This window comes from Rhodospirillum rubrum ATCC 11170, assembly GCF_000013085.1.
GTDB classification, from domain to species: domain Bacteria; phylum Pseudomonadota; class Alphaproteobacteria; order Rhodospirillales; family Rhodospirillaceae; genus Rhodospirillum; species Rhodospirillum rubrum.
The window spans coordinates 2,276,307-2,299,705 of record NC_007643.1; the positions used below are offsets into that span (position 1 = coordinate 2,276,307).

Sequence of the window (23,399 nt, forward strand, 5' to 3'; positions counted from 1 at the left end):
TTCTCCGTTGACCCATGGCTTCCCGATCCTCGGGAAAGTCCCCGCCCCAGGACTTCACGCCCATGAAAAACCCCTTCGCCCACGGTTCCCTGCCCCCTATCCCCCTGCCCGATCTGACCGAAGCGACCCGCCTGACCCGCAGCGGTCGGCTGGGCGAGGCCACGGCGCTGATCGGCCGCCTGCTTGGCCGGGGTCAGCCCGAGGCCACGCCACCCTTCGAGCCGTCCCCCCTGACGCCGCCAACCATCGACGGCGAGGCGATCGAGATCACGCCCCGCCCCGGTGGCGCCCCCCGTCCCCAGGCGCCGCCGGCCGGTCGCGGCGCCTTCCTGGCGCTGACCCATCGCGGCCCGGCCGGCACGCGTGATTACAAGCTGTTCGTGCCGCCCGGCTCCGGGGACAGCTCCCTGCCGCTGATCCTCATGCTGCACGGCTGCACCCAGGACCCCGATGATTTCGCCGCCGGCACCGGCATGAACAAGCTGGCCGAGGAGGCGGGCTGTCTGGTCGCCTATCCGCGTCAGCCGGCCTCGGCCAATCCGTCGAAATGCTGGAACTGGTTCAATGACGAGAACCAGCATCGCGGCCAGGGCGAGGCCGCCCTGCTGGCCGAGCTGACCCGGGCGATCATCGGCGAGCGCCGGGTCGATCCGGCGCGGGTTTATGTGGCGGGCTTATCGGCGGGCGGCGCGGCGGCGGCGATCCTGGCCGTCACCTACCCCGATCTTTTCGCCGCCGTCGGCGTGCATTCTGGTCTGGCCTGCGGCGCGGCGCGCGACATGGCCTCAGCCTTCGCCGCCATGCGCCAGGGCGGCGCCACCGTCCGCCCCGCCCCCTCGGCGATCCCGGCGATCGTTTTCCACGGCGATCGCGATACCACCGTTCATCCGGGCAACGGCGATTCCCTGGTGTCGCAATTCACCGCCGACCGCAGCGGCCTGCGCGAAACCAGCCAGACGGGTCGGGCGCCGGGCGGCCATGGCTATCGCCGCACCCTTCACAGCGCCGCCGACGGCACGGTGCTGTGCGAGCAATGGACGATCCAGGGCGGTGGCCACGCCTGGTCGGGCGGTCAGCCGGCGGGATCGTTCACCGACCCCCGGGGGCCCGACGCCAGCGCTGAAATGCTCCGCTTCTTCCTGGCGCAGTGCCATCCTGGACTGGGCGCCAAAGCCCCCTGCTAAAGAACAGCCACCGGGCGTTTGGTGATCCGCAGCACCAGGGCGGTGATCAGGGTGCCAACGACCAGGGCGACGATATAGCCCAGCAAATGGGTGACGGCATTGGGGATCGGCAGCACGAAAATGCCGCCGTGGGGGACTTTCAGCTCCGCTCCCACCGTCATCGAGATCGCCCCGGCCGCCGCCGATCCGGCCATCAGCGCCGGAATGACGCGGAAGGGATCGGAGGCAGCGAAGGGAATGGCGCCTTCGGTGATGAAGGCCAGCCCCAGCACCGCCGCCGCCCCGCCGGCCTCGCGTTCGCTGGCGGTGAAGCGGCTGCGAAACAGCCGGCTGGCCAGGGCCACGCCCAGGGCCGGGGTCATCCCCGCCACCATGGCCGCCGCCATCGGCGTATAGACCTCGCTGGCCAGCAGGCCGGTGGAAAAGGCATAGGCCGCCTTATTGACCGGGCCGCCCATATCGAAGGCCATCATCGCCCCGATCAACAGCCCGAGCACGATGGCGCTGCTGCCCTGCATGCCGCGCAAGGCCTCGGTCAACCACGACAACAGCCCGGCCACCGGCGTGCCGACGACATAGATCATCAGCAAGCCGGTCACGACGGTGCCCAGCACGGGCAGGATCAGGACCGGCTTCAACCCTTCAAGATTGCGGTGCAGCCGGATGGTGCGATTGAACCAAGCCGTGACATAGCCGGCGATGAAGCCGGCGATGATGCCGCCCAGGAAACCCGCCCCCAGATTGGCCGCGACCAGACCGCCGATCATGCCCGGGGCGATGCCCGGCCGGTCGGCGATGGAAAAGGCGATATAGCCGGCCAGGGCCGGAACCATCAGCACGAAGGCGCTTTTGGCGCCGATCTGGAACAGGTCATAGGCCAGCGTTCCCTTATTGGCCTCGTCAAAGGCGTTGATGCCGCCCAAGGCGAAGGCCAGGGCGATCAGCAACCCGCCGGCGACGACGAAGGGCAGCATGAAGGACACGCCGGTCATCAGGTGCTTATAGGCCCCCGTGCGCTGGGCCGAGCGCTGGGCCTTGCCCGCCTCCACCGTATCGACCAGGGATTTCTTGCCGCCTTGCAGCGTCGCCTCGGCCAGGGCGCGGGCGATCAGCGCCTTGCCATCGGCGATCGCCGGCTTGGTGCCCGACAGGAACACCCGCTTGCCGTCGAAGCGCGCCAGATCGATCTGGGTATCGGCGGCGATCAGCACGATATCGGCCTGGGCGATCTCGTCGTCGCTTAAGGTGTCGCGCGATCCCACCGAGCCCTGGGTCTCGACCCTGGCCTGATAGCCCAAAGCCTTGGCCGCCTGGGTGATGCCCTCGGCGGCCATGAAGGTATGGGCGATGCCGGTCGGGCAGGAGGTGATGGCGACGATGCGCCGCACCCCGTCGTCAGTGGCGGCGACGCTTCCGGCCAATTCGGCCCCCTCGGCCCGCCCGAGAACCGCCCCCACATCGGCCAGCACCGCCTCGATGGTGGTTTCAAGCTTGGGCAACCCGGGAAAGCGCCCGACATCCAGATCGCCGGTGCCGATCAGGATCACCGCCCTGGCGCGCACGATGGCGTCGTCGCTCAAGGCGTTGACCACGCCCTGATCGCTGCGCACCTCGATATCGATGCGGTGCCCCGCCCCGCTGGCGGCCCGGCGCAGGGCCTCGGCGACCAGCAGCGCCTGGGTGCTCCGCTCGCCCCCGCCGACGACCGCGATAAACTGGCTCATGATATCTCCTCCCCGGCGGGTCTGCGCCCGCGTTGGCAACGCGTTAGGCTTGAAGACGCGCGATATGGGTTTGCCCGGCCAGGGCGAGAACGACGTCGCGTCCGGGTAATTGGGCGCCGACATGGCGAAGCTTGGCCGCGGCGAAGGCCGTCGCCAGCCGGGCGGTGTCTTCAAGACCCAGGTCCTGGCGCAGCGCCGCGACCAGACCGGCGACCATGGCGTCGCCGGCCCCGACCGTGCTCAGCGCCGTCATCGCCGGCAATTTGGCGTGCAGGGCCCCCTCGTCGGAGACAAACAACGCCCCATCCGAGCCCAGCGACACCACCACCCGGGCAACCCCCTTCCCGCGCAAGCCATGGGCGGCCTCTTGAACATCGGCCAGCGTCGGCAAGGCGCGGCCGGCCCAGGATTCCAGCTCGTGGCGGTTGGGCTTGACGCAATGGGGCAGGTGATCGGCCGGAGCTTCCAGGGCGCGGGTCAGGGGCCAGCCGCTGACATCAAGCACCACTTTCGCGCCGCGTTCGCGCAAAGCCCCGACCAGTCCGACATAGGTCTTGTCATCAAGCCCGCGCGGCAGGCTACCCGACAGCACCACCGGCGTGCCCGGCGCCAGATCGGCCAATAAGGCCGTCGCCACCCGCTCAAGGCAGGGGCGATCGATTTCCAACCCCGGCAGATTGATATCGGTGGTCGGCCCGCCGCCGCTGCTGACCAGCTTGATGTTGGTGCGGGTCTCGCCGGGGATGCGCACGAAGCGGTCGATCATGCCCTTGGCGGCGAACAGGGCGTCGAAGGGGCCGGAATTATCCCGCCCCAGAACGCCATAGACGGCGACGCTCTCGCCCCAATCGGCCAGACAGGCGGCGACGTTGATCCCCTTGCCGCCGGCGTCCGAGCGGGTGGCGCGAGCGCGGTGGACGGTTCCCGGGGTCAGGGCCTCAAGGGTGATGGTCTGATCGATGGCGGGGTTAAGGGTCAGGGTGCGGACAATCAAGGCGGAGGGCAAGGCGGAGGGATCGCTGCTCATCACAAGTCGGCCTCCAGGGCGCGCACATCGGTCGCGGTCTCGCAGGTCAGGGCGCGTTCGGCCAGGGCGCGCAAGGCCGTGGCGTCGCAATCGCGCAGGCGTTCCTTGACCGCCGGGATATCGCGCGGCGTCATCGACAATTCCTGCACCCCCAGCCCGGTCAGCAGGGCGGCGCCAAAGGGATCGCCAGCGATGCCGCCGCAGATGCCGACCCACCGCCCATGGGCGGCCGCGCCATCAACGGTCATGCGGATCAAGCGCAGCACGGCCGGATGCAGGCTATCGGCCTCGGCCGCCAGTTCGGGGTTCTGGCGGTCGATGGCCAGGGTGTATTGGGTCAAGTCATTGGTGCCGATCGAGAAGAAATCGGCGTGGCGGGCCAGCACATCGGCGGCCAGGGCGGCGGCGGGAACCTCGACCATGATGCCCAAAGCCACCTCCGGTCCCTCGACCTCGGCGCGGATGCGCTCGCAGATGCCGCGCAGGGCGATGATCTCGGGAACCGAGGTGATCATCGGGAACATGATCGACAAGGGCTTGCCGCTCTTGGCCGCCCGATAGAGGGCGCGCAGTTGCGGATCGAGCAGATCGGGGCGGCGCAGCAACAGGCGGGCGCCGCGCACGCCCAGGAAGGGATTGTCCTCGCGCGGCAGATCCAGGTGGGCCACCTGCTTGTCACCGCCGATATCGAGCGCCCGCACGATCAGCGGCCGGCCGTTCAGCGCGTCTTGCATGGCCGTATAGGCCGCCAGTTGCGCCTCTTCGTCGGGGGTATCGCCGCGTTCCAGGAACAGGAATTCCGTGCGCATCAGCCCGACGCCCTCGGCGCCTTGCGACAGGGCGAAGGCGGCCTGATCGGCGAAATTGACATTGGCGGCGATCTCGACCCGGTGGCCGTCGCGGGTGCTGGCGGGCAGGCTGCGCCGCTCCTCCTCACGCGCCCGGCGCAGGCCCTGTTCGGCGATGAAGGCGCGGGCCGAAGACAGCGCCTCGGGCGAGGGATCGGGGTAAAGCCGCCCGCCATAGCCATCAAGGATGGCCAAAGTGCCGCTTTCCAGGGCCAGCAGTCCGGGACCGGCGGCGACCATCGCCGGCAGCCCCATGGTCCGGGCGAGAATGGCGGTATGGGCGGTCGGCCCGCCCTGGGCGGTGGCCAGCCCGACGACGCGGGACGGATCAAGGCCGGCGGTTTCCGAAGGCGCTAGATCGCCCGCGATCAGAATGCAGGGCTCGTCGGGCAAGTCGTGCAACGACGCGCCGCCTAGGCCGGGATCAAGCTGGCCCAGAACCCGCCGGCCGACATCGCGCAGATCGGCGGCGCGGGCGACCAGCAGGGCATTGCCCAAAGCCGCCAGCTTGCCGGCCATGCGTTCGATCGCCTGATCCCACGACCAAGCCACGCCATGGCCTTCCACCATCAACTGGCAGGTCAGGGTGATCAGATCCGTATCATTGAGCAATTCGCCCTGGGCCTTGAAGATGCCGGCTTCCGAGGGACCAAGCCGACGCGCCGTGTCATCGGCCAGGGCCTTGAGCTGCAGGCGGGTGGCGCTCAGCGCCTCGTGCAGGATATTGCCGCCCTCGCTCAACGGCACCGGGTGGTCGGGAACGCTGCGGTCGGCGGCGGCCAGCACGTGAAGGCGGCCGATCGCCAGCCCGGGCGCGGCGGCGATCCCGGCCAAGGCCATCGGCGCGCCCGGCGGGTGCCAGCCGATCACCGGCTGCTTGGCGCGGCGCGCCGCCAGGGCGGCATCGGCGCGTTCCTGAACGGAAAGATCGAGCATGGTCGCCTTGAGCCGGGACAGCGCCTGATCGGCATCGGGCCCCTCGGCCGAAACCGAAATCCGCTCGCCCTGGGTCAGGCCAAGGCGCAGCAGGGCCACCAGATTCTTGACATCGGCCACCTCGTCGCCGTGGCGGATCTGACAGCGCGCCGCATAGCCCTTGGCCGTATCGACCCAGCGCGCCGCCGGCCGGGCATGCAGGCCGTTGGGATAATCGAGCACCCATTCGAAGCGCTTCGCCAGATCGCTAACCGGAACAGCCGGGGCGTTAACCTCGGGGTCGGTGGTCAGGGCGGTGATCACGTCGCCGGGATCGCTGGTCACGAACAGGCCGCCCAGGCGGTCCTCGTCCTGAAGCAGGCGGGTCAGGCGGCGCAAGATGGCGATATGGGTATCGGATTGGGCGGCGATGGCGACGACCAGCCGGGCCGACTGGCCGGGGTTCCATTCCACGCCATCGGGGACCTGAAGCACGGCGATGCCATTGGCGCGCACCAGGGCGCGGTCTTCGGCCATGCCGTGGGGAATGGCGACGCCGTGACCCAGGAAGGTGTTGGCCACCCCCTCGCGGCGGATCATGCTTTGGGCATAGCCCGCTTCAACGCAGCCCGCCGCCACCAGCATCTGCGCCGCCTGGGCGATGGCATCGGCCTTGTCGCGCGGGCTGACCGCCAAACGCACGAGATCGCGGGGCAAGGCCCCTACCGTATCGACGGACCCCATAAGCGCACTCCTCCCTGGTCCGGCTTGCCGCCGGTCCCGTTGCCAGACCTGGGATGCGGCCCTTGGCTTCCGCAAAACCGGCGAAAGCCGGTTTCATTCCCTGGCCTGATTTTCACCGAATGGAGTGAAAACGATTTCACAAATTTTGTCAAAAACCAATTCGGAGAAGATATAAATCTTCCTTATCCTTCCCATCTCAAGGGGCTAGGTTAAAAAGAAGGGGGGACCATGGATGACAATGATGCGAAACCGATGACCGTCAGCATCAAGGATGTCGCCCGCCATGCCGGGGTCTCGCCCTCGACGGTGTCGCGCGCCCTGGGTCGCGGGCCGATCAGCGAGCCTTTGCGCCAGCAAGTCGAGGCCGCCGTCCGTGAAACCGGGTATCGGCCCAATCTTTCGGCGCGGCGCTTGCGCTCACGCGAGAGCGGAACCGTCGGCCTGATCCTGGCCGATATCGGTAACCCCTTTTTCACCGCCCTGACGCGGGCGGTGGAAGACGCCGCCTATCAGGCGGGGCTGCGGGTGATCTTGTGCAATACCGGCGAAGACGCCGAGCGCGAGGCGATGTATCTGCGGCTGATGCAGGAAGAGCGGGTGAGCGGGGTGATCTTCGCCCCGACCCTGGCCTATCTCGACCACCCGCCGCAGTCCCCCCTGGATTTTCCCGTCGTTCTTGTCGACCGCGCCGGGCCCCAGGGCCTTTATGACAGCGTCGTGCTCGACAACGAGGCCGCCTGCGCCACCCTGGTCGATCATTTCCACGCTCGCGGCTATCGGCGCATCAATGGGCTGTTTGGCAAGACCAGCGCCACCGGCGTCGAACGCCGCCGGGGCTATGACGACACCATGCGGGCTTACGGCCTGGAGCCCAAAGCCTGCGCCATCGCCCCCCATGCCGAAGCCGCCGAGGTCGCCGTCAGCCGCTGGCTGAGCGAGCCCGAGCCGCCCGAGGCGATCGTCGCCAGCAACAGCCTGCTGCTGATCGGCGCCCTGCGCGCCGTCCGCCGCGCCTGGCTGCGCCTGCCCGACGACATCGCCCTCGCCGGCTTCGATAACGAGCTGTGGACCGAACTGGTCGAACCGGGAATGACGGTGATCGAACAGCCGATCGAAGCCATCGGCCGCGCCGCCATGTCCCTGCTGCGCGACCGCATGGCCGATCCCACCCTGCCCCCCCGGCAGATCGTGCTCAAGGGCCGGGCGATCATCCGCGGCTCAAGCGCCCCCGCCTTGGACGAGCGGAGTTTTTAGTTAAAAAATTGGGGCCCGCTTTATGACTCACTCCGCACTGTTCTCGAATCCATAAAATGGCGGTCCCCGCATCACCCCCGGTTCAAGTCCACCCCAGCAACCATACCAACCTCCCCTGGCGCCCCGCCACTCCGTAGTGTCTTCGATACCATTTTCCATCCCTCCTTATCTGTCTGGTTATCGCCATATCTGACAGATAAAGGATCATAACTTGTCATATATGACTATATTTTGAGTGCCTCCTCTATCTGATCATGGACAAAGGCCGGCTCATAATCGCGCGCCAGCGTGCCAGAAACGCCAACCCGTCTGAAGGCTTCCCGCCATCCGCCCGAAACACGCTGCGCCGTTGTCCGGATGATATCCCGTGCCTCGGCCTCGGGAATCTCGAAAAACGCGCAGGCTTCCAGTGCAAGGTTGATCGACCGATCATGGGCCCCGCCCTCAAGGATCGCCGTCTCAAGATGCGGGGTGCGATCCGGCGCCGGGTTCACGTCGAACACCGGCGACAAGCGCCACTGCCCCGCCCCCACATAAAGGAAGCCGTGATTCTTCAGGTGATCGTCCTTGTTGGACACGAGGATGGTGAAGATCAGACGCCGATAGAGTTCGCGGAAATCGTCAGAGGGATTAGGTGAATAAGACCGCATGAAATCGACGATCTCGGTATAGGATCCCAGTTCCGCCCCCGTCTTGCCGAGTGCGGTGCGCGCTGAGATATAGGGTATCCGTGCGGCTCCGCGTCGGTCGAACCGCTGGATCAGCGCAACGGGGAACGGTGTGTCCGCCAGTTCCAGCCGTGCCTCGGGCGTGCGGATGCCGCAGGCCGCCGCCAAGCGCAGCGTCGCGACCTCAACGCGCTCGATCGGCTGTTGATCGTGGACCGAGGTGAACTTTGCCAGCCACAGCGCATCGCCGTCCCTGACATTGGCCTTGGGGCGGGCGCCGCCGGAGCCGCCGGCGCCCGCCAGCGTCTGCATCTCCTCGGGCGAGATTTCCTTGCCTTGCTCATAGGCTCGCGCGATCGCCGTGATGGTTTCGAGAGCGACCAGACGCGGAACGGCGTCCGCTGCCTTACCGCGAATGACCTCGCCCTTGTCATCCAGAAAGCGCAACGCACCTTGCCGGCAGGCATCGTCGGAAAGCGTCAGATACTCGAATTCGTTGAGGCCATTGCCATAGGCGCGTTCGAGCAGCCTGCGTCCCCAACTGTCCGGAGCCGCATCGGCGAAAACGCCCGCCAATGCGTCGCGCATGGTGCCAGGCTGTCCCGAAGTGTGGAATGGACCGGCCTCAAGAGGGAAATCGGGCTGTATGGCGAAGGCGCGCGGGTTTTCGATCCACTCAGCGCCATAGGTGAAGGTCGAGAATTGCCGCGGCCCGGTATGGGTGAAACGCACTTGGCCCACCGATGTTCGGCTTTCGCCAAGCGCGACGTGGGCGACGAAATCGACCATCAGAAGGAAGCCCCGTCAGGGTCCACAACGTCCCGCCGATCCTGCTTTTCCTCCGCCTGAGCCTTCTGCTTTCTCAGCCTTGCCGCGAAGGAGCGGCCCCGGCGCGGTCCGTGCTCTGCTGTCAGCGCCAGCCCCAGATCATCCTTGCGGATATCGACTAGGTCGGCGAGCCGCTCCAGAAGGCCTAGAACAAGCAGAACGTCGGCAAGCGTTCCAATGGCAACGCCGGGATCACCCCGTTCAAGGCGGGCGATGGAACTTGGCGAGGTTCCCGCGCGCACGGCAAGATCCGCCACGGCGATGCCGCGCCGGAGACGCGCGTTGCGGATATCCTGGCCCAGCCGTTCCAGTGCTGGTTTCGCCTTGGGAGACCCCATCTCAGTCACTCATCATATCTGACGCAATATAGCTCATAACTAATCATATATGACTAGTTATAGTCACAATCAAGACTTCCAGCCCGCGTCCTCCTAGCAGCGTGAGCGTCTTGTTTCGATATCTGGGGCAGAAGGAGGGCAAAGCCCCCCTGTGGCTGAGCCACAGCCTCGGCCGCCCCCTTCTGCGCCCCCCCCTAATACTGTTTGCGCAGATCGCGCACCCGGGCGGCCTTGCCTTGCGAGCGGGCGATCTGGCCCGGGGGCACCACGATGATGCGGGCGGTGACGCCGACCAGGGATTTGATATGGCGGCCCAGGTCGCGGCCGATGGCGTCGTAGTCGTCGCAGGGCAGCCCCTCGCGGGCCTCGACCTCGACGGTCAGGGTGTCCAGCGAGCCGTCGCGTTGCAAGATCAGCTGGTAATGGGGGGCGAGGCCCGGGCGGCCGACCATCACCGCTTCCAGCTGCGAGGGATACACATTGACCCCGCGGATGATCATCATGTCGTCGTTGCGCCCGGTCACCCGCAGGATGCGCCGGTGGGTGCGGCCGCAGGGGCAAGGCTCGTCCGACAGCCGGGTGATATCGCGGGTGCGGTAGCGGATCATCGGCAGGGCCTGCTTGGTCAGGGTGGTGATGACCAACTCCCCCTGCTCGCCCACGGGCAGCGGCCGCAGGGTTTCCGGGTCGATGACCTCGAACAGGAAATGATCCTCCCAGCCATGCAGACCGGCCTGCTCGGCGCATTCGACCGCGACGCCCGGCCCCATGATCTCGCTTAGGCCGTACACGTCCATGGCGCGGATACCAAGGCGCTCCTCGAGTTCCAGGCGCATGCCCTGGCACCAGGGCTCGGCGCCAAACAGCCCCACCCGCAAGGGTCCGCCCTTGAGATCAACGCCCCGCCGCTCGGCCTCCTCGGCGAGATTGATCGCGTAGGATGGCGTGCAGCACACGACATTGGCGCCGAAATCCTTGAGCAGCAGGATCTGCTTTTCCGTATTGCCCCCCGACATCGGCACCACGGAACAACCCAGGGCCTCGGCGCCGTAATGGGCGCCCAGACCGCCGGTGAACAGGCCGTAGCCATAGGCGTTATGCAAGATATCGCCCGGCCGGCCACCGGCGCAGGCGATGCAGCGCGCCATCAGCCCGGCCCAGGTGTCGATATCGGCGCGGGTATAGCCGACCACCGTGGGCAAGCCGGTGGTGCCCGACGAGGCGTGGAGCCGCACCACCTGATCGCGCGGCACGGCGAACAGCTTGAAGGGATAGGCCTCGCGCAGGTCGTCCTTCACCGTGAAGGGGAACCGCGCCAGATCCTCAAGCGTGTTCAGATCCTCGGGCGAGACCCCCTTGGCCTCGAAAGCCCGTCGGTAATGGGGAACGCTGGCGTAAACCCGGGTCAGGGTGTCCTTGAGACGGGCGAATTGCAGGCCGGCGAGGTGCTCGCGCGGCATCGTCTCGCGATCTTTCGCGAACATATAGCCATCGTTGGAAATATGCATCGGTCCCCCCTCAAAGATCAGCGGCGCCTTTCCCCCGCGCCGCCCGCAAAAAGCTCACTCGGCCGCCGCATCCTCGGCGCGCGCCCGATGGGCGGCCGCCCGTCCGGCATCGAAGGCCCGGCCGTTGACCTCGGCCAGGGCCGGCTTGCGCGCCTGGAAACGGGCGACCACCTGGGCGCGCAGCGTTTCGGCGGCGATCGGCAGATCGTCGGCCACCGCGCCCAGCATCACCGTGTTCATCAGCTTCATCGATCCCAGATCCTCGGCCAGGGTGCGGGCGTCGATCGCCAGCACCCCCTTGATCCGCCCGCGCAATTGGCCGACCGGATCCTCGGGATAGGCAAACAGCCCCTGGTGGACGACCGGCGGCTTGACGCGCAGAGTGCTGACCACCGCCCGCCCCCCGGCGCGCAGCTCGCCACACCAGCGCAGGGCCTCGGCGACCTCGAAGCCGATCAGCAGATCGGTCTCGCCCGGCGGAATGGCCGGAGCGAGCACCCGGGGGCCGAAGCGCAGATGCGAGGTGACCACCCCGCCGCGCTGGGCCATGCCGGCGACCTCGGTCTTCTTGACATCATGCCCCTCGGCCACCGCCGCCTGGGCCAACAGTTCGGCGGCGGTCAGCACGCCCTGGCCGCCGATGCCGCAGAGCAGAATATTCGTCACGCTCATCGCTCAGACCCCTTCGCAGCGTTCAGACATCGCCGCCAGCGGCTGGATGCATTTGGGCGCGCACAGCCCGACGCAGGCGTTGCAGCCGGTGCAAAAGGCGCTGTCGATGGTGACGAAAGCCCGCTCCTTTTCCCGACCGCTTGGCGTCATCACGCGATCGCGGCGCACCACCTGGATCGCCGGACAGCCGACCTGCAGGCATCCGCCGCAGCCGGTACACTCGGCTTCGACCACGCCCAGGGCCGGGCGCGAATGGTGGCGATCGGTCAACACGCAGGGACGGTTGGTCAGGATCACCGAGACATCATTGACCGCCGTCTCGCTGCGGATCAGCTTGAACAAACCGGGCAGGTCATAGGGATCGACGCTGTGAACCCGCTCGGCCTTGACCCCCAGCGCCTGGACCAGGGCGACGAAATCGACGCGGGGCGCCGGATCGCCGTGGATATCAAAGCCGGTGCCCGGATGCTCCTGGCCGCCGGTCATCCCCACCGTGCGGTTATCGAGCAGCAGAACGGTGACATTGGCCCGGTTGTAGACAAGATTGAGCAGGCCCTGCATGCCCATGTGCAAGAAGGTGGAATCGCCGATCACCGCGACCACCGCCTTCTCGGCGTCGTCACCGGTTTTGGCCACCGCCATGCCATTGGCCAGGGTCAGCGAGGCGCCCATGCAGGTGCAGGCGTCCATCGCCTGCCAGGGCTGGCCGGCGCCCAGGGTGTAGCAGCCGATATCGCCGCTGATCAGCAGCGACCCGCGTAAGCGCGACAGGCAATAGAACGGCGCCAGATGGGGACAGCCCGGACACATGGTCGGCGGCCGGGGAAACACATCAATGGGCGCCGCCACCGCCGGCGCCGCCTCGCCGCGCAAGCGGGCCCGGGCGCCGCGCAGCACGGCCACCGACAGCTCGCCATAGCGCGGCAGCAGATCCTTGCCGGTGACGGCGATGCCCTGGGCGCGCAGTTCGGTTTCCACCAGCGGCTCGGTCTCTTCAACCACCAGAAGCCTGCCAACGCCAGCGGCGAAGGCGCGGATGCGCTCGATGGGCAAAGGATAGCCAAGGCCAAGCTTGAGCAGCGGCGCCTCGGGAAAGGCCTCGCGCGCCGACAGCGCCGCCGGACCGCTGGCGATGATGCCGATGCTGGGATCATCGCCTTCGAGCTCGCAGAGCAGCGGGCTTTCCTCGGCATGCGCGGCCAGGGCGGCGTCGCGGGCGATCTGCACCGGGATCATCCCCCGCACATGGGCGGGCAGCATCACCCAGCGCTTGGGATCGCGGGCGAAGCCTAAGCTGGCGTGGGGTTGGCGCTCGCCGGTGGCGACCAGGGCCTTGACGTGGCAGACCCGGGTGGTCAGGCGCAGGATGACCAGGGTGTGGAAGCGCTCCGATAGGGCGAAGGCCGCCAGGGTGAAGGCATAGGCCTCCTGGGCGTCGGCGGGTTCGAGCACCGGCAGATGGGCGAAGCGCCCCCAATAGCGGCTGTCTTGCTCGTTCTGGCTTGACGACAGCCCGACATCATCGGCGACGGCGATCACCAGCCCGCCATGGATCCCGGCCAGGGCCTGACTCATCAAGGCGTCGGCGGCGACGTTGAGGCCGACGTGCTTCATGGCGCAGAAGGCCCGCGCCCCGGTCAGCGAGGCGCCGATGGCGGTTTCTAGCGCCACCTTCTCGTTGACGCCCCATTGGGCGACGATATCGGGGTACAGGGCCAGGGATTCGAGAATCTCGGTCGATGGCGTGCCGGGATAGGCCGAAGCGAGCGCGGCGCCGGATTCCCAGACGGCGCGGGCAACGGCCTCATTGCCCGACATCAGCGGGCGGGTTCCGGCAAGAACCCGGTTGAGAACGGTCACGGGCATACTCCCCCTATGCCTTGGAGCTTCATCGCCTATGACTAAACAGTTTCCCCCCAGCCAACAACCTTAACCTTGCGCCAAGTAGGGCCTCTGTGATTGAAAATTCGCCGTTGAGAGCCATTTTCAGTGGATCGCGACTCCCAAGACCATAGATTGCGCAAGAATATTACCAACACCCGGAAGGCCACCCGCTTTTGGCGTAAAATTATAAAGAAATTAAGGTCTTATGAAAAAAAGCCCCCCGGGAGCCGCCGATCAAGGGCTCCCGGGGGGCGAGGCTTTCACGCCGAAACCGGCGATCGGGATCAGTCGATAACCGGCAGATCGGCCAAGGCTTCGTCAAGCAGACTGTCGTCGAACACCCGGTCCTTGAGCTTTCCGGCCAAATAATCCGTATAGGCCTGCATGTCGAAATGGCCGTGGCCCGACAGATTGAACAGGATCGTCCGCGCCTTGCCTTCGGCCTTGGCCAGCAAGGCTTCGTCGATGGCGGCCTTAACCGCATGCGAAGACTCGGGTGCGGGAACGATGCCTTCGTTGCGGGCGAATTGCAGGGCGGCGGCGAAGCATTCGGTCTGGTGATAGGACCGCGCCTCCATCAGGCCCAGTTCCTTGACGTGGCTGACCATCGGCGACATGCCGTGGTAGCGCAGGCCGCCGGAATGCGAGCCGGGCGGCATGAAGGTGGCGCCCAGGGTATGCATCTTCATCAAGGGCGTCAGCTTGGCCGTATCGCCGAAATCATAGGCATAGCGGCCCTTGGTCAGGGTCGGGCAGGAATGGGGTTCGACGCCGACGATGCGGATCGACCGCCCCTTGATCTTCTCGCGGATATAGGGGAAGGCCAGTCCGGCGAAGTTCGAGCCGCCGCCGGTGCAGGCGATCACCACATCGGGCTCGTCGCCGGCCATCTCCATCTGTAACAGCGCTTCTTCGCCGATCACCGTCTGATGCAGGCAGACGTGATTGAGGACGCTGCCCAGGGCGTATTTGGTGTCGTCATGGGCGATGGCGACCTCGACCGCCTCGGAAATGGCGATGCCGAGCGAGCCGTTGGACTCCGGGTCGCGGGCCAGAATGGCGCGGCCGGCCTCGGTCAGCGGCGAGGGGCTGGGAATGCAGGTGGCGCCATAGGTTTCCATCAGCGCCCGGCGATAGGGCTTCTGATTGAACGACACCTTGACCATGAACACTTGGACTTCCAGGCCGAACAGCGATCCGGCGAAGGCCAGCGAACAGCCCCATTGGCCGGCGCCGGTTTCGGTCGCCAGCTTCTTGACGCCCTCTTGCTGGTTATAGAACGCCTGGGGGACCGAGGTATTGGGCTTATGGCTGCCCGCCGGGCTCACGCCTTCGTATTTGAAGTAGATATGGGCGGGGGTATCAAGGGCGCGCTCGAGCCGCCGGGCGCGGATCAGCGGCGACGGCCGCCACAGGCGATACACCTCGCGCACCGGTTCGGGGATATCGATCCAGCGCTCGGCGCTCATCTCCTGCTCGATCACCGCGCGCGGGAAGATCGGCGCCAGATCATCGGCGACCAATGGCTTCAGCGTTCCGGGGTTGAGCGGCGGCGGCAGGGGCACGGGCAGATCGGCGGCCAGATTGTACCAGGCCTTGGGCAACCGATCTTCGGACAGCAGGTATTTGGTACTCTCGGTCATCTCGTTATTTCCCTTGGACGGATAGGCGTCGGACGGCCCGTTCTACCCCTCCGAGGCCGGGCTTGCAAAGCGCGAGCGCGAAACCATCGTCTTGCCCGGGCCCGGCCCGGGGGATAGGGTGCGCCGGAAAAGCACCGGGCGATTCCAGCGAGGACCCCTATGAGCGATCAGCCCGCCTTGGCGCCGCTAACCTGGGCGGTGACCACCGGCGAAGCCGGGATGACCAATCAGGCGATCGGTCTGGCCGAAGCCATCGGCCTGCCGGTGGTCGCCAAGGTCATCCATGTGCCCAAGCCCTGGCGCTGGCTGCCCACCCATTGGGCGGCGCCTTTGGGCATCAAGACGCTTTGCGGTCCCGGTTCCGACGCCTTCACCCCGCCCTGGCCCGAGGTGCTGGTCACCAGCGGCCGGCGCAGCGGCGCCCTGTCGATCGCGCTGCGCCGGGCCTCTGGCGGACGCACCCTGACGGTCCATATCCAGAACCCGTTGGTTCCCTTCGAGAATTTCGATCTGGTCATCGCCCCCGAACACGATGGGGTGGCGGCGGCCAATGTCGTGCAAAGCCTGGGCGCCTTGCACAAGATCACCCCGGCCAAACTCGCCGAAGCGGCCGAGCGCTTCCGGGCGCGCTTCGCCGCCCTGCCCCGGCCGCTGGTCGCCGTGCTGGTTGGCGGCACTAGCGGCGCCTATCGCCTGGAAGCCGAGGACACCCGGCGTTTGGCCCGACAACTGGCCGATCTGGTCGCCGCGCGCGGCGTCGGCCTGGTGGTCACGCCCTCGCGGCGCACCGGGGCAGCCAATGCGGCGATCTTGCGCGAAACCCTGGAGCCGCTGGGCGCCCTGGTCTGGGATGGCGTTGGCGACAACCCCTATTTCGCCATGCTCGCCCTGGCCGATGTTTTGCTGGTGACCGAGGAAAGCGTCTCGATGGTGTCCGAGGCGTGTTTTTCCGGCAAGCCGGTTTACACCATCGCCTTGCAAGGCGGCTCCAGGCGCTTCAAGCGCTTCCATGCCCTGATGCGCGACCGCGGCTATGCCCGCCCCTTCACCGGAACCCTCGAGCCCTGGGCCCCGCCGGCGCCGTTGGATGAAACGGCGCGCTGCGCCGCCATCGTCCGCACCCTGCTCGCCCGCCGCCGCGAGGCCCTGGGCCTCACGCCGTAAGCAGAGTGCCGGTGCGGTGGGCCAAGGGCTCCTGGCCGGCGATCTTGCAGACGATATCGCCAGCGCGCACCAAACGCTGATCGGACAGCCGGGCGAAGATCGGGCCGCTCGTTCCCGCCAGCACGCCAACCCGCCGCGCCGCGCCTTCGGCCAAGGGATCAAGGATCTCGCCGATGACCTCGCCGGTCTCGACCATCGCGCCGACGGGGCGCCTGTAGATCATCACGCCGCTGACCGGCGCGGCCACCATGTCAACGGCGGCCAAAGGGCAGACCCGGCCCCGCCATTCGGGCAAGGGCGCGGCCGCGCCGCTGATCAGGCCGCGCCGCGTCAACACCTCGGCCAGGGCGCGCGCATCCTTGGCCGCCAGAGCGTCATCGACCTCGGCCGCCCCGCGCAGTTCCACGGTCAAGGCCAGACAGCGCCCGGGCAAAGGCGCGCCGCGCCGCGCCGCCAGGGCGGTCCACGGCCCCGACAGGCTTTCATCGAAGGGCTGGTCGCCCGAGTGATCGGCCAGCAGCACCGCCTCCGCCCCCAGCAGCCGGGCGATATCCTCGGCCGCCGGCCAATCGGCGGTGGCGCCATAGAGATGAACCACGGCGTCCAGATCGCAATGCAGGTCAAGGGCCAGATCGGCGTCCAGCGCCAGCCCCTGCAGGGTGTGGCGCAGGGCGGCGACCTCGCCGGGTGGCGGCTTGGTCCCGGCCCAAGCGGCGCTCAGGGCCTCGCGCACCCGGGCCGCATCAGCCCCAGGGTCGGCGCCAAGGTCCTCGGCCACAGCCAGGGCCGCCGGGGCGTAATCGCCGTAATGGCGGTTGAAATTGCCGCCGCCGTCCAGATCGAAGCGCCCGAAAGCCATGCCGCCGATTCTTTGGCCAAGGCCGATCGGATTGGCCAGCGGCACAAGGATGATCTCGCCGGTGATCCGCCCCTCGGCCTCGGCCCGGTCGAGCAGCCGGGCGAGGTGGTCAAGAACGACCACCCCGGGCAGTTCATCGGCATGCAGCGCCGCCTGAAGATAGGCCTTGGGCCGCGCCCCTCGCCGGCCATAGCGCAGACCGCCAAGGGCGCGGCTGGTGCCCGGCGTCGGTCCGGGCAAAGGCAGGGAGATCCGTTCAACCATACTGGCAGATCCCTTTCCTCAAACCGCTGGCCTCAGGCCGTTGGCCGCCGTTGGGGTATTAGGCCGCGACCCCGCAGCACTTCTTGTACTTCTTGCCCGACCCGCAGGGACAGGGATCATTGCGGCCGATCTTGACGACGGAGCGCGGCGGCTCGGTCGGGTTCATCTCGGCATCGGCGCAACGCCACTGACCGTCCTCGCGCAGGAAATGCGAGCGTTCGTGGTGCAGCACCGACCGGCCGCCGATCTTGAAACGGGCGATGAATTCGACCGTTCCCTCGTCGTCGTCGGCGCCGCCCTCGGTCACCTTGCGGATTTCCAGGCCCTGCCAATGGGCGTTCTTGGCGGTGGCGCGGATTTCCTCGGGATCGAAATCATCGTCGTGGCCGGTCGCCAAAGTGGCGCGCAGATACTCGGCGTTGCCCTGGCTGAAGGCGACATAACGCGAGCGCATCATGGCTTCGGCGGTGGGCGCCACGGCAAGACCATCGATCAAGGGGCCACAGCAGGCGCTGAGCGCCTTGCCCGAGCCGCAGGGGCAGTCGGTCGCCTGGGTCACGGTAAGATACCTCTCTTGGAAAAACCGTCGCGAGCGGACAGGCGCCGCGCCGAAGCCGGCTTGGGCGCCGCCGCCCTCACTTTATGTTTGGGAACGATAGCGCGCTCACAGATCCAGGTCGAGGATCACCATGTTGAAGGCATAGGACACTTCGCCCTCGTCCTCGTCGCGGTTCAGCGTGCCGATGAACTCGCCCTTGAGCAGGACCTCGCACGAGCCACCGGCTTTGGGCGGCGGCGTCAGGGTCAAAGCCTCGGTGGCGAAGGTGCGGCGGAGATAGGCTTCGACCTTGCGAATTTCGGCGGCGGTCATCGGGATGCTCCCTGAAGGGGGGGGATAAATGCCCTGCCATCTGGCCCCGGCCCCTGCTGGGGACAAGCCGGTCGACGGGCGCAGGGCGCGTTTTAGGCCGATCCGCCGCCAAGAACAACGCCGACGCGCGGCGAATTTCAGAAATTTCCTTGCGCCACTCCGATGAAAGCGCATTCTTTCAGCGGATCGATCCTTCCGGGAGGCCTTTCCCTTGCGCATCGGCATCAGCAGCCAGGATTTCCTCACCGTCTCGGGCCACGCCGGGCGGGCGCGGCATTTCCTGATCTTCGAGACCTCGGCCGATGGCGCCCTCGGCGCGCCCAGCCGGCTCGAGCTTCCCCCCGACAAGGTTCTTCACGCCTTCGGCGATGACGGCCCCCATCCGCTGTATGACCTGGATGTCGTGGTGACCGCCGGGGCCGGCGGACATTTCGTCTCGCGCATGGAGGCGCGTGGCGTCAGGGTGGTGTTTTGCGCTGAAATCCCCGCCACCGAGGCGGCGCGGCAGGTCGCCTCGGGCGAACCGGCCAGCTCGCCCGCGCCCCTTGCCCAGGAATGCTGCCAGCCATGAAGCCGCTTTTCACCCTTGCCCTGCTCGGCCCCTGTCTGGCCCTTGCCGCCTGCGCCGGTTCCGACGAGGACCGCACCCCCTCGCGCACCGCCGTTCAATATTCCTGCGGCGCCCGCGACGAGCAGGATCTGACGGTGCTTTATAGCTTCGAAGGCGAAAGGCCGGTCGCCGCCAATGTCGCCTTCGAGGACCGCACCCTGGCGCTCAAACGCGATGACACCGCCGCCGACGATCTGCTTTCGGTCAGCTTCTCCGGCGATGGCTATCGCTGGTCGATCGAAGCGCTCTCGCCGCAAAACGTGCTCAACGCCAATGGCGGCGTGCTCAGCCGTGACGACCGCGCCGTGATCGATGGCGTCGAGCGCCCCATCACCCTGATCCTGGCCAAACACTGCGCCGTCCACCAAATGGCGGTCGCCACCCGCTGAGGGATTGCCCGTGGAGACGGGCGGCGAAAATGTTCCCCAAAAAGCCGCCAGACGCTTCACCTCCCCCCTCTCTTTTTCATAGCCCTGTTTCCCGAAAACGGCGCTTAGAGCGGAGTTCACCCACACCACTCTAGAATGTCAGTCCCGGGTCGTCGGCCGACTGCGCAAGAAGCGTCGGTACGCGGCTGTGATGCTCGATCCAGTCCCGTGTCTTGGGATTGATCCACCCGACGACGCGCAGCAGGGAGTCATAGTCGGCGGCTAGATGCCGATCGAAAATGGGTTCGTGGTGCGCGATCCGGTTACGAAACGTCCGTAGATAATCGAGCGGCTCATGGACAGCTTTACGACTGAGACGGACGTGAGGAAAAGACCGGAATACGCCAGAACGCCAGATGGTCATTTCGTAGTTGGCCTTCCCTCCATCGGGCGTCCGCCCGCCGGCCCCCAGAAGGGCGACCCAAAACCCAAACGAAAGCGCCGCCACCATATGGGACGGATCATCGGCGTATCTGCCCCGGCGCAGCTCCGATCGAGCCCTTGATAGGCGCTTAAGCGTTCCGTCATCCAGCCCCGCCGCAGGATTATCATACCAATTGGTGCCGTATTTTTCCGCAAGCTCGCGATGCAACGCGTTACGCAAGGCGACTTCCAACCCCTGAAGGGGCCCATAGAAGGCCGCGCTGATCGCCGTGTTCCATGTATAAAGGCGAACAGCCTTCTCGCGATCATTGCCCGACCGTTTGGCGTAGGTCTCCATACGTTCCGGCGACAACGACGTCTCCAAGGCGTCGATCACCGCATCGGAATACGAGAAGGCGCTCTTGACCACGAACTCCTGGTCGCCCATATTACCCCCCGTAGGCCCTGGGTTCGCCTCTGCCATTGGCATGCGCCCGGGGCTCAGCTTTTTTAGGGCTGAGACGTTTTCCCCTCCCCCATGCCAAAGCCCCCTTGGACCACAAGAACTTGTAATCTTGTTTGGTATCGACGTCCGCTTTTTTCCCTCTCAAGCGGGGCCGGACCCATACCACCGCCCCACAAAAGCGTCTTGACGCCCCACGTCACGCAAGAGGGCCCTCTTGCGAAACGGCTAGGTCCTCGGCGATGGGTTCGGGGGGTGGCTGGCGGGTGAAGCCGGCCAGACCGCGGGCGGTCTCCACGGCGTCTCGGCGGATCTCCACCGGGCTCAGCGCATAGGCGCTCAGCAATTCGGCCACCGACCGCAGGGCGTGCATATGGATGCGCTCATAGCCATGCGAGGCGTCGATGCCAAAGGTGACCAGCGCGTTGCGCACATCGTGGCCGGCGACCACCGCCGAGGCGGCGTCGGAGCGGTAGTAGCGGAACACATCCTTGCGAAAGATGATGTCCTCGTCGCGGCAGAGCCGGATCAGCGCCCGGGTCAGATGATAATCAAAGGGGCCGGTCTGGTCGGCCATGGCGATGGTAACGCCGAATTCGGCCGAGTTCTGGCCGGGTCCGCTGGTGCCGTTATCGACGGCGACCACCGAGGCGACGTCATCGGTCAGCGCCGAAGACGCGCCGACGCCGACTTCCTCGGCGATGGTGAAGATGAAATGGACATCGACGGGCGGCGGTTCGTTATGGGCGGTCAGGGCCTTCAAAGCCGCGAGCATCAGCGCCACCCCGGCTTTGTCATCAAGATGGCGGGACACGATATAGCCGTTGGCTAGGAATTCCGGCTGGGGGTCGATGGCGACGATATCGCCAACCTCGATACCCAGGGCGATCAGATCGGCCTTGCTATGAACCCGGGCATCGACCCGCAACTCGGTCATCGGCCAGCCGATCGGCAGGCTGTCGATCTCTTCGTTAAAGATGTGGCCCGAGGCCTTCAGCGGCAAAATCGTGCCGCGAACCGCGCCGCGATCGGTGAACACCGTGACCCGCGCCCCCTCGGCGAAGCGCGCCGACCAGGTGCCGATCGGCACCAGTTCCAGGCGGCCGTTGTCTTTGAGCTGCTTGACCTGAGCGCCCAGCGTGTCGAGATGGGAAACGATGGCGCGGGCCGGCCGGGCTTCCCGTCCGCGCAACACCACGCAAACCGCCCCCCGTCGGGTCAGGGTCGGGGTCAGGCCCAGGCTTTCCAACTCGGCACAGGTTTCGCGGACGACGGTATCGGTATAGCCGGTCGGGCTGGGGGTGGCTAACAAGCGAACCAGAGTCCGGGCCAGATAGTCCGTATCGATCGCCAGACGCGTCATGAAAAATCCCTTCGCATCCGTTTAAGCAAATCCCGAGCGCTCGGAATCAGAGCGCGACGACGATTTGCTTCCCTCTCAAACATCTAGATCATCGAGGCTTGGCGGACCGCCGCCGGGACCGAATTGGGAAACAGCAAATCGATGAAGCGTTCCGCCGTCGGCTGGGGCTGGTGGTTGGCAAGACCGGGTCGCTCATTGGCCTCGATGAACACATAATCGGGCGCGCGCGGCGACCGCACCAGCAGATCGATGCCGACGACCGGGATATCGATGGCCCGCGCCGCCCGGATCCCCGCCGCGACCAGATCGGGATGAACCTCGTCGGTCACGTCGTGAATGGTGCCGCCCGTATGCAGATTGGCGGTGCGCCGGACGACGATATCGCACCCCTCGACCGGCACGTCCTCAAGCGTGAAGCCGCTGGCCGCCAGACAGCGCACGGTTTCATCATCAAGTGGAATGGAGGATTCCCCCCCGGTCGCCGCCGCCCGCCGCCGACTTTGCACGGCGATCAGGTCGCGCAGCGTCGTTTTGGCATCGCCCGTCACCCGCGGCGGCCGGCGGAGAGCCGCGGCGACAAGGTGGAAGTCGATGATGATCAGCCGCAAATCCTCGCCCGCGGCGCAGCGCTCGACAAGCACCCGCTCGCAGAAGCGCCCGGCCGTGACGATCGCCGCGTCCACCGCCTCGGCCGTATCAAGACCAACGGCGATCCCCCGCCCCTGCTCACCGCGCGCCGGCTTGACGACGACGCTGCCATGGTGGGCGAGGAAGGCGCGAACGGCCGCCCCATCCCCGGCCTCGATCTGTTCGGGCACGCAAATGCCCGCCGCTTCGACCAGCCGCCGGGTCACCGCCTTGTCGTCGCAAATACTGACCGCCACGCCCGAGGTCAACTCGCTGAGGCTTTCCCGGCAGTGAACCGAGCGCCCGCCAAAGGACAGGCGGAAAAACCCGCCCTCGGCATCGGTGACCCTCACGTCGATGCCCCGGCGCCGCGCCTCGGTCACGATGATTTCGGCATAGGGGTTGAGCCTCGCCTCGGGGGCCGGACCGGTAAACAGGCGTTCGTTGATCGGATTCTTGCGCTTCATGGTGAAAAAATCGACGCGCTCAAAGCCCAGCTTGTCATAAAGGGCGATGGCCTGATCATTATCGTGCATGACCGTGAGGTCGGTATGGGTGGCTCCGGCGCCAGCCAGTTGCTCGACGGCGGCGCGAACCAGGGCCTCGCCGATGCCGGGATGGATCGCCTGGGGATCCACGGCCAAGCACCAGAACGACGAGCCGCGCGCGGGATCGCCAAACGCCCGGCCATGATCGATGGCCATCACCGTGCCGATAATCCGTCCGCCGGCGCCCTCCTCGGCGACCAACAGGGTGATCCCGCGGCTGGCGAGCGGCCCCTCGAAGAAATCGGGGCGGACCGCCACCATATGACGGGCGGCGTAGATGCGGTTGATATCATCGACATCGCCCGGCCCGGCCAAAGGGCGGATCGTGAAGCCATGGGGCTGACGGGCGCTTGGCCGATAGCGCGCCAGATCCAGACGATAGGTATGGGAGGGATCAAGGAACATCTCGTGGGGGGCCATCGCCAAGACCACATGGGGATCGCGCACATAGATCGCCACGTCGCGGCGCTCGGGTCCCTCGGTCCGCATCACCTCGGCAAGACGCCCGGGGCCGTCGAAGGTCTGACCAAAGACCAGCCGGCCCCAGCCGCAATCAATCGAGGCCTCTTTTTTGAACTCGTGGGAAAGATCGTCCATGGTCT

At 66.7% G+C, this 23,399-nt stretch carries 20 protein-coding genes; 5 read left to right on the forward strand and 15 right to left on the reverse strand.

Annotated elements, in window-relative coordinates; all coding sequences use genetic code 11:
- Positions 1–62 precede the first annotated feature (62 nt).
- Positions 63–1,184 (forward strand): extracellular catalytic domain type 1 short-chain-length polyhydroxyalkanoate depolymerase, encoded by a 1,122-nt coding sequence (locus RRU_RS10205; RefSeq protein ID WP_011389722.1) that lies wholly within the window; start codon positions 63–65, stop codon positions 1,182–1,184.
- Here RRU_RS10205 and RRU_RS10210 read toward each other — a convergent pair.
- The 3 genes from RRU_RS10210 to ptsP are packed head-to-tail and all read right to left on the reverse strand — an operon-like array spanning position 1,181 to position 6,442.
- The gene (locus RRU_RS10210) at positions 1,181–2,908 is read right to left on the reverse strand and encodes a PTS fructose transporter subunit IIBC (protein ID WP_011389723.1); all 1,728 of its coding nucleotides are present in this window, start codon (positions 2,906–2,908) and stop codon (positions 1,181–1,183) included. The two genes, RRU_RS10205 and RRU_RS10210, sit on opposite strands and share 4 nt — an antisense overlap.
- A gap of 43 nt (positions 2,909–2,951) precedes the next feature.
- Complete coding sequence (pfkB, locus tag RRU_RS10215) at positions 2,952–3,935, reverse strand: 1-phosphofructokinase (protein WP_011389724.1); 984 nt, start codon at positions 3,933–3,935, stop codon at positions 2,952–2,954.
- Complete coding sequence (ptsP, locus tag RRU_RS10220) at positions 3,935–6,442, reverse strand: phosphoenolpyruvate--protein phosphotransferase (RefSeq protein WP_011389725.1); 2,508 nt, start codon at positions 6,440–6,442, stop codon at positions 3,935–3,937. Before ptsP ends, pfkB begins: the two co-directional genes overlap by 1 nt.
- Positions 6,443–6,670: 228 nt before the next feature.
- On the opposite strand from ptsP, the gene RRU_RS10225 reads away from it, so the two are divergent.
- Positions 6,671–7,696, forward strand: a complete 1,026-nt coding sequence (locus tag RRU_RS10225; RefSeq protein WP_011389726.1) for a LacI family DNA-binding transcriptional regulator — start codon at positions 6,671–6,673, stop codon at positions 7,694–7,696.
- 224 nt (positions 7,697–7,920) lie between these two features.
- On the opposite strand, the gene RRU_RS10230 is transcribed toward RRU_RS10225, so the two are convergent.
- The 6 genes from RRU_RS10230 to RRU_RS10255 all read right to left on the reverse strand — a co-directional run bounded on the left by RRU_RS10230 (position 7,921) and on the right by RRU_RS10255 (position 15,237).
- The gene (locus RRU_RS10230) at positions 7,921–9,153 is read right to left on the reverse strand and encodes a type II toxin-antitoxin system HipA family toxin (protein ID WP_011389727.1); all 1,233 of its coding nucleotides are present in this window, start codon (positions 9,151–9,153) and stop codon (positions 7,921–7,923) included.
- On the reverse strand, positions 9,153–9,530 hold the full coding sequence (locus RRU_RS10235) for a helix-turn-helix domain-containing protein (RefSeq protein ID WP_011389728.1): 378 nt from the start codon (positions 9,528–9,530) through the stop codon (positions 9,153–9,155). The genes RRU_RS10230 and RRU_RS10235 overlap by 1 nt, the downstream gene beginning before the upstream one ends.
- Before the next feature lie 194 nt (positions 9,531–9,724).
- Positions 9,725–11,038 (reverse strand): phenylacetate--CoA ligase, encoded by a 1,314-nt coding sequence (locus RRU_RS10240; RefSeq protein WP_011389729.1) that lies wholly within the window; start codon positions 11,036–11,038, stop codon positions 9,725–9,727.
- Positions 11,039–11,092: 54 nt separating this feature from the next.
- Entirely contained in the window at positions 11,093–11,710 is a 618-nt protein-coding gene (locus tag RRU_RS10245; RefSeq protein WP_011389730.1) for an indolepyruvate oxidoreductase subunit beta, read from the reverse strand.
- Between the two features lie 3 nt (positions 11,711–11,713).
- Positions 11,714–13,576, reverse strand: coding sequence for a thiamine pyrophosphate-dependent enzyme (locus tag RRU_RS10250; RefSeq protein ID WP_011389731.1), 1,863 nt, complete (start codon positions 13,574–13,576; stop codon positions 11,714–11,716).
- A 302-nt stretch (positions 13,577–13,878) separates the two neighbouring features.
- Complete coding sequence (locus RRU_RS10255; RefSeq protein ID WP_011389732.1) at positions 13,879–15,237, reverse strand: TrpB-like pyridoxal phosphate-dependent enzyme; 1,359 nt, start codon at positions 15,235–15,237, stop codon at positions 13,879–13,881.
- 159 nt (positions 15,238–15,396) lie between these two features.
- Here RRU_RS10255 and RRU_RS10260 point away from each other — a divergent pair, with 159 nt between their 5' ends.
- Positions 15,397–16,401 carry a mitochondrial fission ELM1 family protein gene (locus tag RRU_RS10260; protein WP_011389733.1) on the forward strand — a complete coding sequence of 335 codons (1,005 nt, stop codon included), beginning with the start codon at positions 15,397–15,399 and terminating at the stop codon, positions 16,399–16,401.
- On the opposite strand, the gene RRU_RS10265 is transcribed toward RRU_RS10260, so the two are convergent.
- The 3 genes from RRU_RS10265 to RRU_RS10275 all read right to left on the reverse strand — a co-directional run bounded on the left by RRU_RS10265 (position 16,391) and on the right by RRU_RS10275 (position 18,395).
- Positions 16,391–17,524: a succinylglutamate desuccinylase/aspartoacylase family protein gene (locus tag RRU_RS10265; protein ID WP_011389734.1), complete on the reverse strand. Its 1,134-nt coding sequence runs from the start codon at positions 17,522–17,524 to the stop codon at positions 16,391–16,393. The genes RRU_RS10260 and RRU_RS10265 overlap by 11 nt on opposite strands.
- Before the next feature lie 58 nt (positions 17,525–17,582).
- Entirely contained in the window at positions 17,583–18,083 is a 501-nt protein-coding gene (locus tag RRU_RS10270; protein WP_011389735.1) for a YchJ family protein, read from the reverse strand.
- 105 nt (positions 18,084–18,188) lie between these two features.
- Positions 18,189–18,395, reverse strand: coding sequence for a DUF3126 family protein (locus tag RRU_RS10275; protein ID WP_011389736.1), 207 nt, complete (start codon positions 18,393–18,395; stop codon positions 18,189–18,191).
- Between the two features lie 211 nt (positions 18,396–18,606).
- Here RRU_RS10275 and RRU_RS10280 point away from each other — a divergent pair, with 211 nt between their 5' ends.
- Positions 18,607–18,966, forward strand: a complete 360-nt coding sequence (locus tag RRU_RS10280) for a NifB/NifX family molybdenum-iron cluster-binding protein (RefSeq protein ID WP_011389737.1) — start codon at positions 18,607–18,609, stop codon at positions 18,964–18,966.
- Positions 18,963–19,394 (forward strand): DUF7606 domain-containing protein, encoded by a 432-nt coding sequence (locus RRU_RS10285; protein WP_011389738.1) that lies wholly within the window; start codon positions 18,963–18,965, stop codon positions 19,392–19,394. Before RRU_RS10280 ends, RRU_RS10285 begins: the two co-directional genes overlap by 4 nt.
- A gap of 130 nt (positions 19,395–19,524) precedes the next feature.
- Here RRU_RS10285 and RRU_RS10290 read toward each other — a convergent pair whose 3' ends face one another.
- The 3 genes from RRU_RS10290 to ngg all read right to left on the reverse strand — a co-directional run bounded on the left by RRU_RS10290 (position 19,525) and on the right by ngg (position 23,394).
- Positions 19,525–20,244 carry an Abi family protein gene (locus RRU_RS10290; RefSeq protein WP_011389739.1) on the reverse strand — a complete coding sequence of 240 codons (720 nt, stop codon included), beginning with the start codon at positions 20,242–20,244 and terminating at the stop codon, positions 19,525–19,527.
- Positions 20,245–20,458: 214 nt separating this feature from the next.
- Positions 20,459–21,622 (reverse strand): osmoprotectant NAGGN system M42 family peptidase, encoded by a 1,164-nt coding sequence (locus RRU_RS10295; RefSeq protein WP_011389740.1) that lies wholly within the window; start codon positions 21,620–21,622, stop codon positions 20,459–20,461.
- Between the two features lie 83 nt (positions 21,623–21,705).
- On the reverse strand, positions 21,706–23,394 hold the full coding sequence (ngg, locus tag RRU_RS10300; protein ID WP_011389741.1) for an N-acetylglutaminylglutamine synthetase: 1,689 nt from the start codon (positions 23,392–23,394) through the stop codon (positions 21,706–21,708).
- Between the last annotated feature and the right edge of the window lie 5 nt (positions 23,395–23,399).

Bases quoted from the DNA above. Each gene is read 5' to 3' on its own strand.
- RRU_RS10290 (WP_011389739.1), bottom strand. From the start codon at position 20,244: ATGGGCGACCAGGAGTTCGTGGTCAAGAGCGCCTTCTCGTATTCCGAT.
- RRU_RS10255 (WP_011389732.1), bottom strand. From the start codon at position 15,237: ATGACCGAGAGTACCAAATACCTGCTGTCCGAAGATCGGTTGCCCAAG.
- RRU_RS10240 (WP_011389729.1), bottom strand. From the start codon at position 11,038: ATGCATATTTCCAACGATGGCTATATGTTCGCGAAAGATCGCGAGACG.
- RRU_RS10210 (WP_011389723.1), bottom strand. From the start codon at position 2,908: ATGAGCCAGTTTATCGCGGTCGTCGGCGGGGGCGAGCGGAGCACCCAG.
- RRU_RS10235 (WP_011389728.1), bottom strand. From the start codon at position 9,530: ATGGGGTCTCCCAAGGCGAAACCAGCACTGGAACGGCTGGGCCAGGAT.
- RRU_RS10275 (WP_011389736.1), bottom strand. From the start codon at position 18,395: ATGACCGCCGCCGAAATTCGCAAGGTCGAAGCCTATCTCCGCCGCACC.
- RRU_RS10265 (WP_011389734.1), bottom strand. From the start codon at position 17,524: ATGGTTGAACGGATCTCCCTGCCTTTGCCCGGACCGACGCCGGGCACC.
- RRU_RS10285 (WP_011389738.1), top strand. From the start codon at position 18,963: ATGAAGCCGCTTTTCACCCTTGCCCTGCTCGGCCCCTGTCTGGCCCTT.
- RRU_RS10205 (WP_011389722.1), top strand. From the start codon at position 63: ATGAAAAACCCCTTCGCCCACGGTTCCCTGCCCCCTATCCCCCTGCCC.
- RRU_RS10225 (WP_011389726.1), top strand. From the start codon at position 6,671: ATGGATGACAATGATGCGAAACCGATGACCGTCAGCATCAAGGATGTC.
- RRU_RS10250 (WP_011389731.1), bottom strand. From the start codon at position 13,576: ATGCCCGTGACCGTTCTCAACCGGGTTCTTGCCGGAACCCGCCCGCTG.
- RRU_RS10245 (WP_011389730.1), bottom strand. From the start codon at position 11,710: ATGAGCGTGACGAATATTCTGCTCTGCGGCATCGGCGGCCAGGGCGTG.
- pfkB (WP_011389724.1), bottom strand. From the start codon at position 3,935: ATGAGCAGCGATCCCTCCGCCTTGCCCTCCGCCTTGATTGTCCGCACC.
- RRU_RS10230 (WP_011389727.1), bottom strand. From the start codon at position 9,153: ATGGTCGATTTCGTCGCCCACGTCGCGCTTGGCGAAAGCCGAACATCG.
- ngg (WP_011389741.1), bottom strand. From the start codon at position 23,394: ATGGACGATCTTTCCCACGAGTTCAAAAAAGAGGCCTCGATTGATTGC.
- ptsP (WP_011389725.1), bottom strand. From the start codon at position 6,442: ATGGGGTCCGTCGATACGGTAGGGGCCTTGCCCCGCGATCTCGTGCGT.
- RRU_RS10260 (WP_011389733.1), top strand. From the start codon at position 15,397: ATGAGCGATCAGCCCGCCTTGGCGCCGCTAACCTGGGCGGTGACCACC.
- RRU_RS10295 (WP_011389740.1), bottom strand. From the start codon at position 21,622: ATGACGCGTCTGGCGATCGATACGGACTATCTGGCCCGGACTCTGGTT.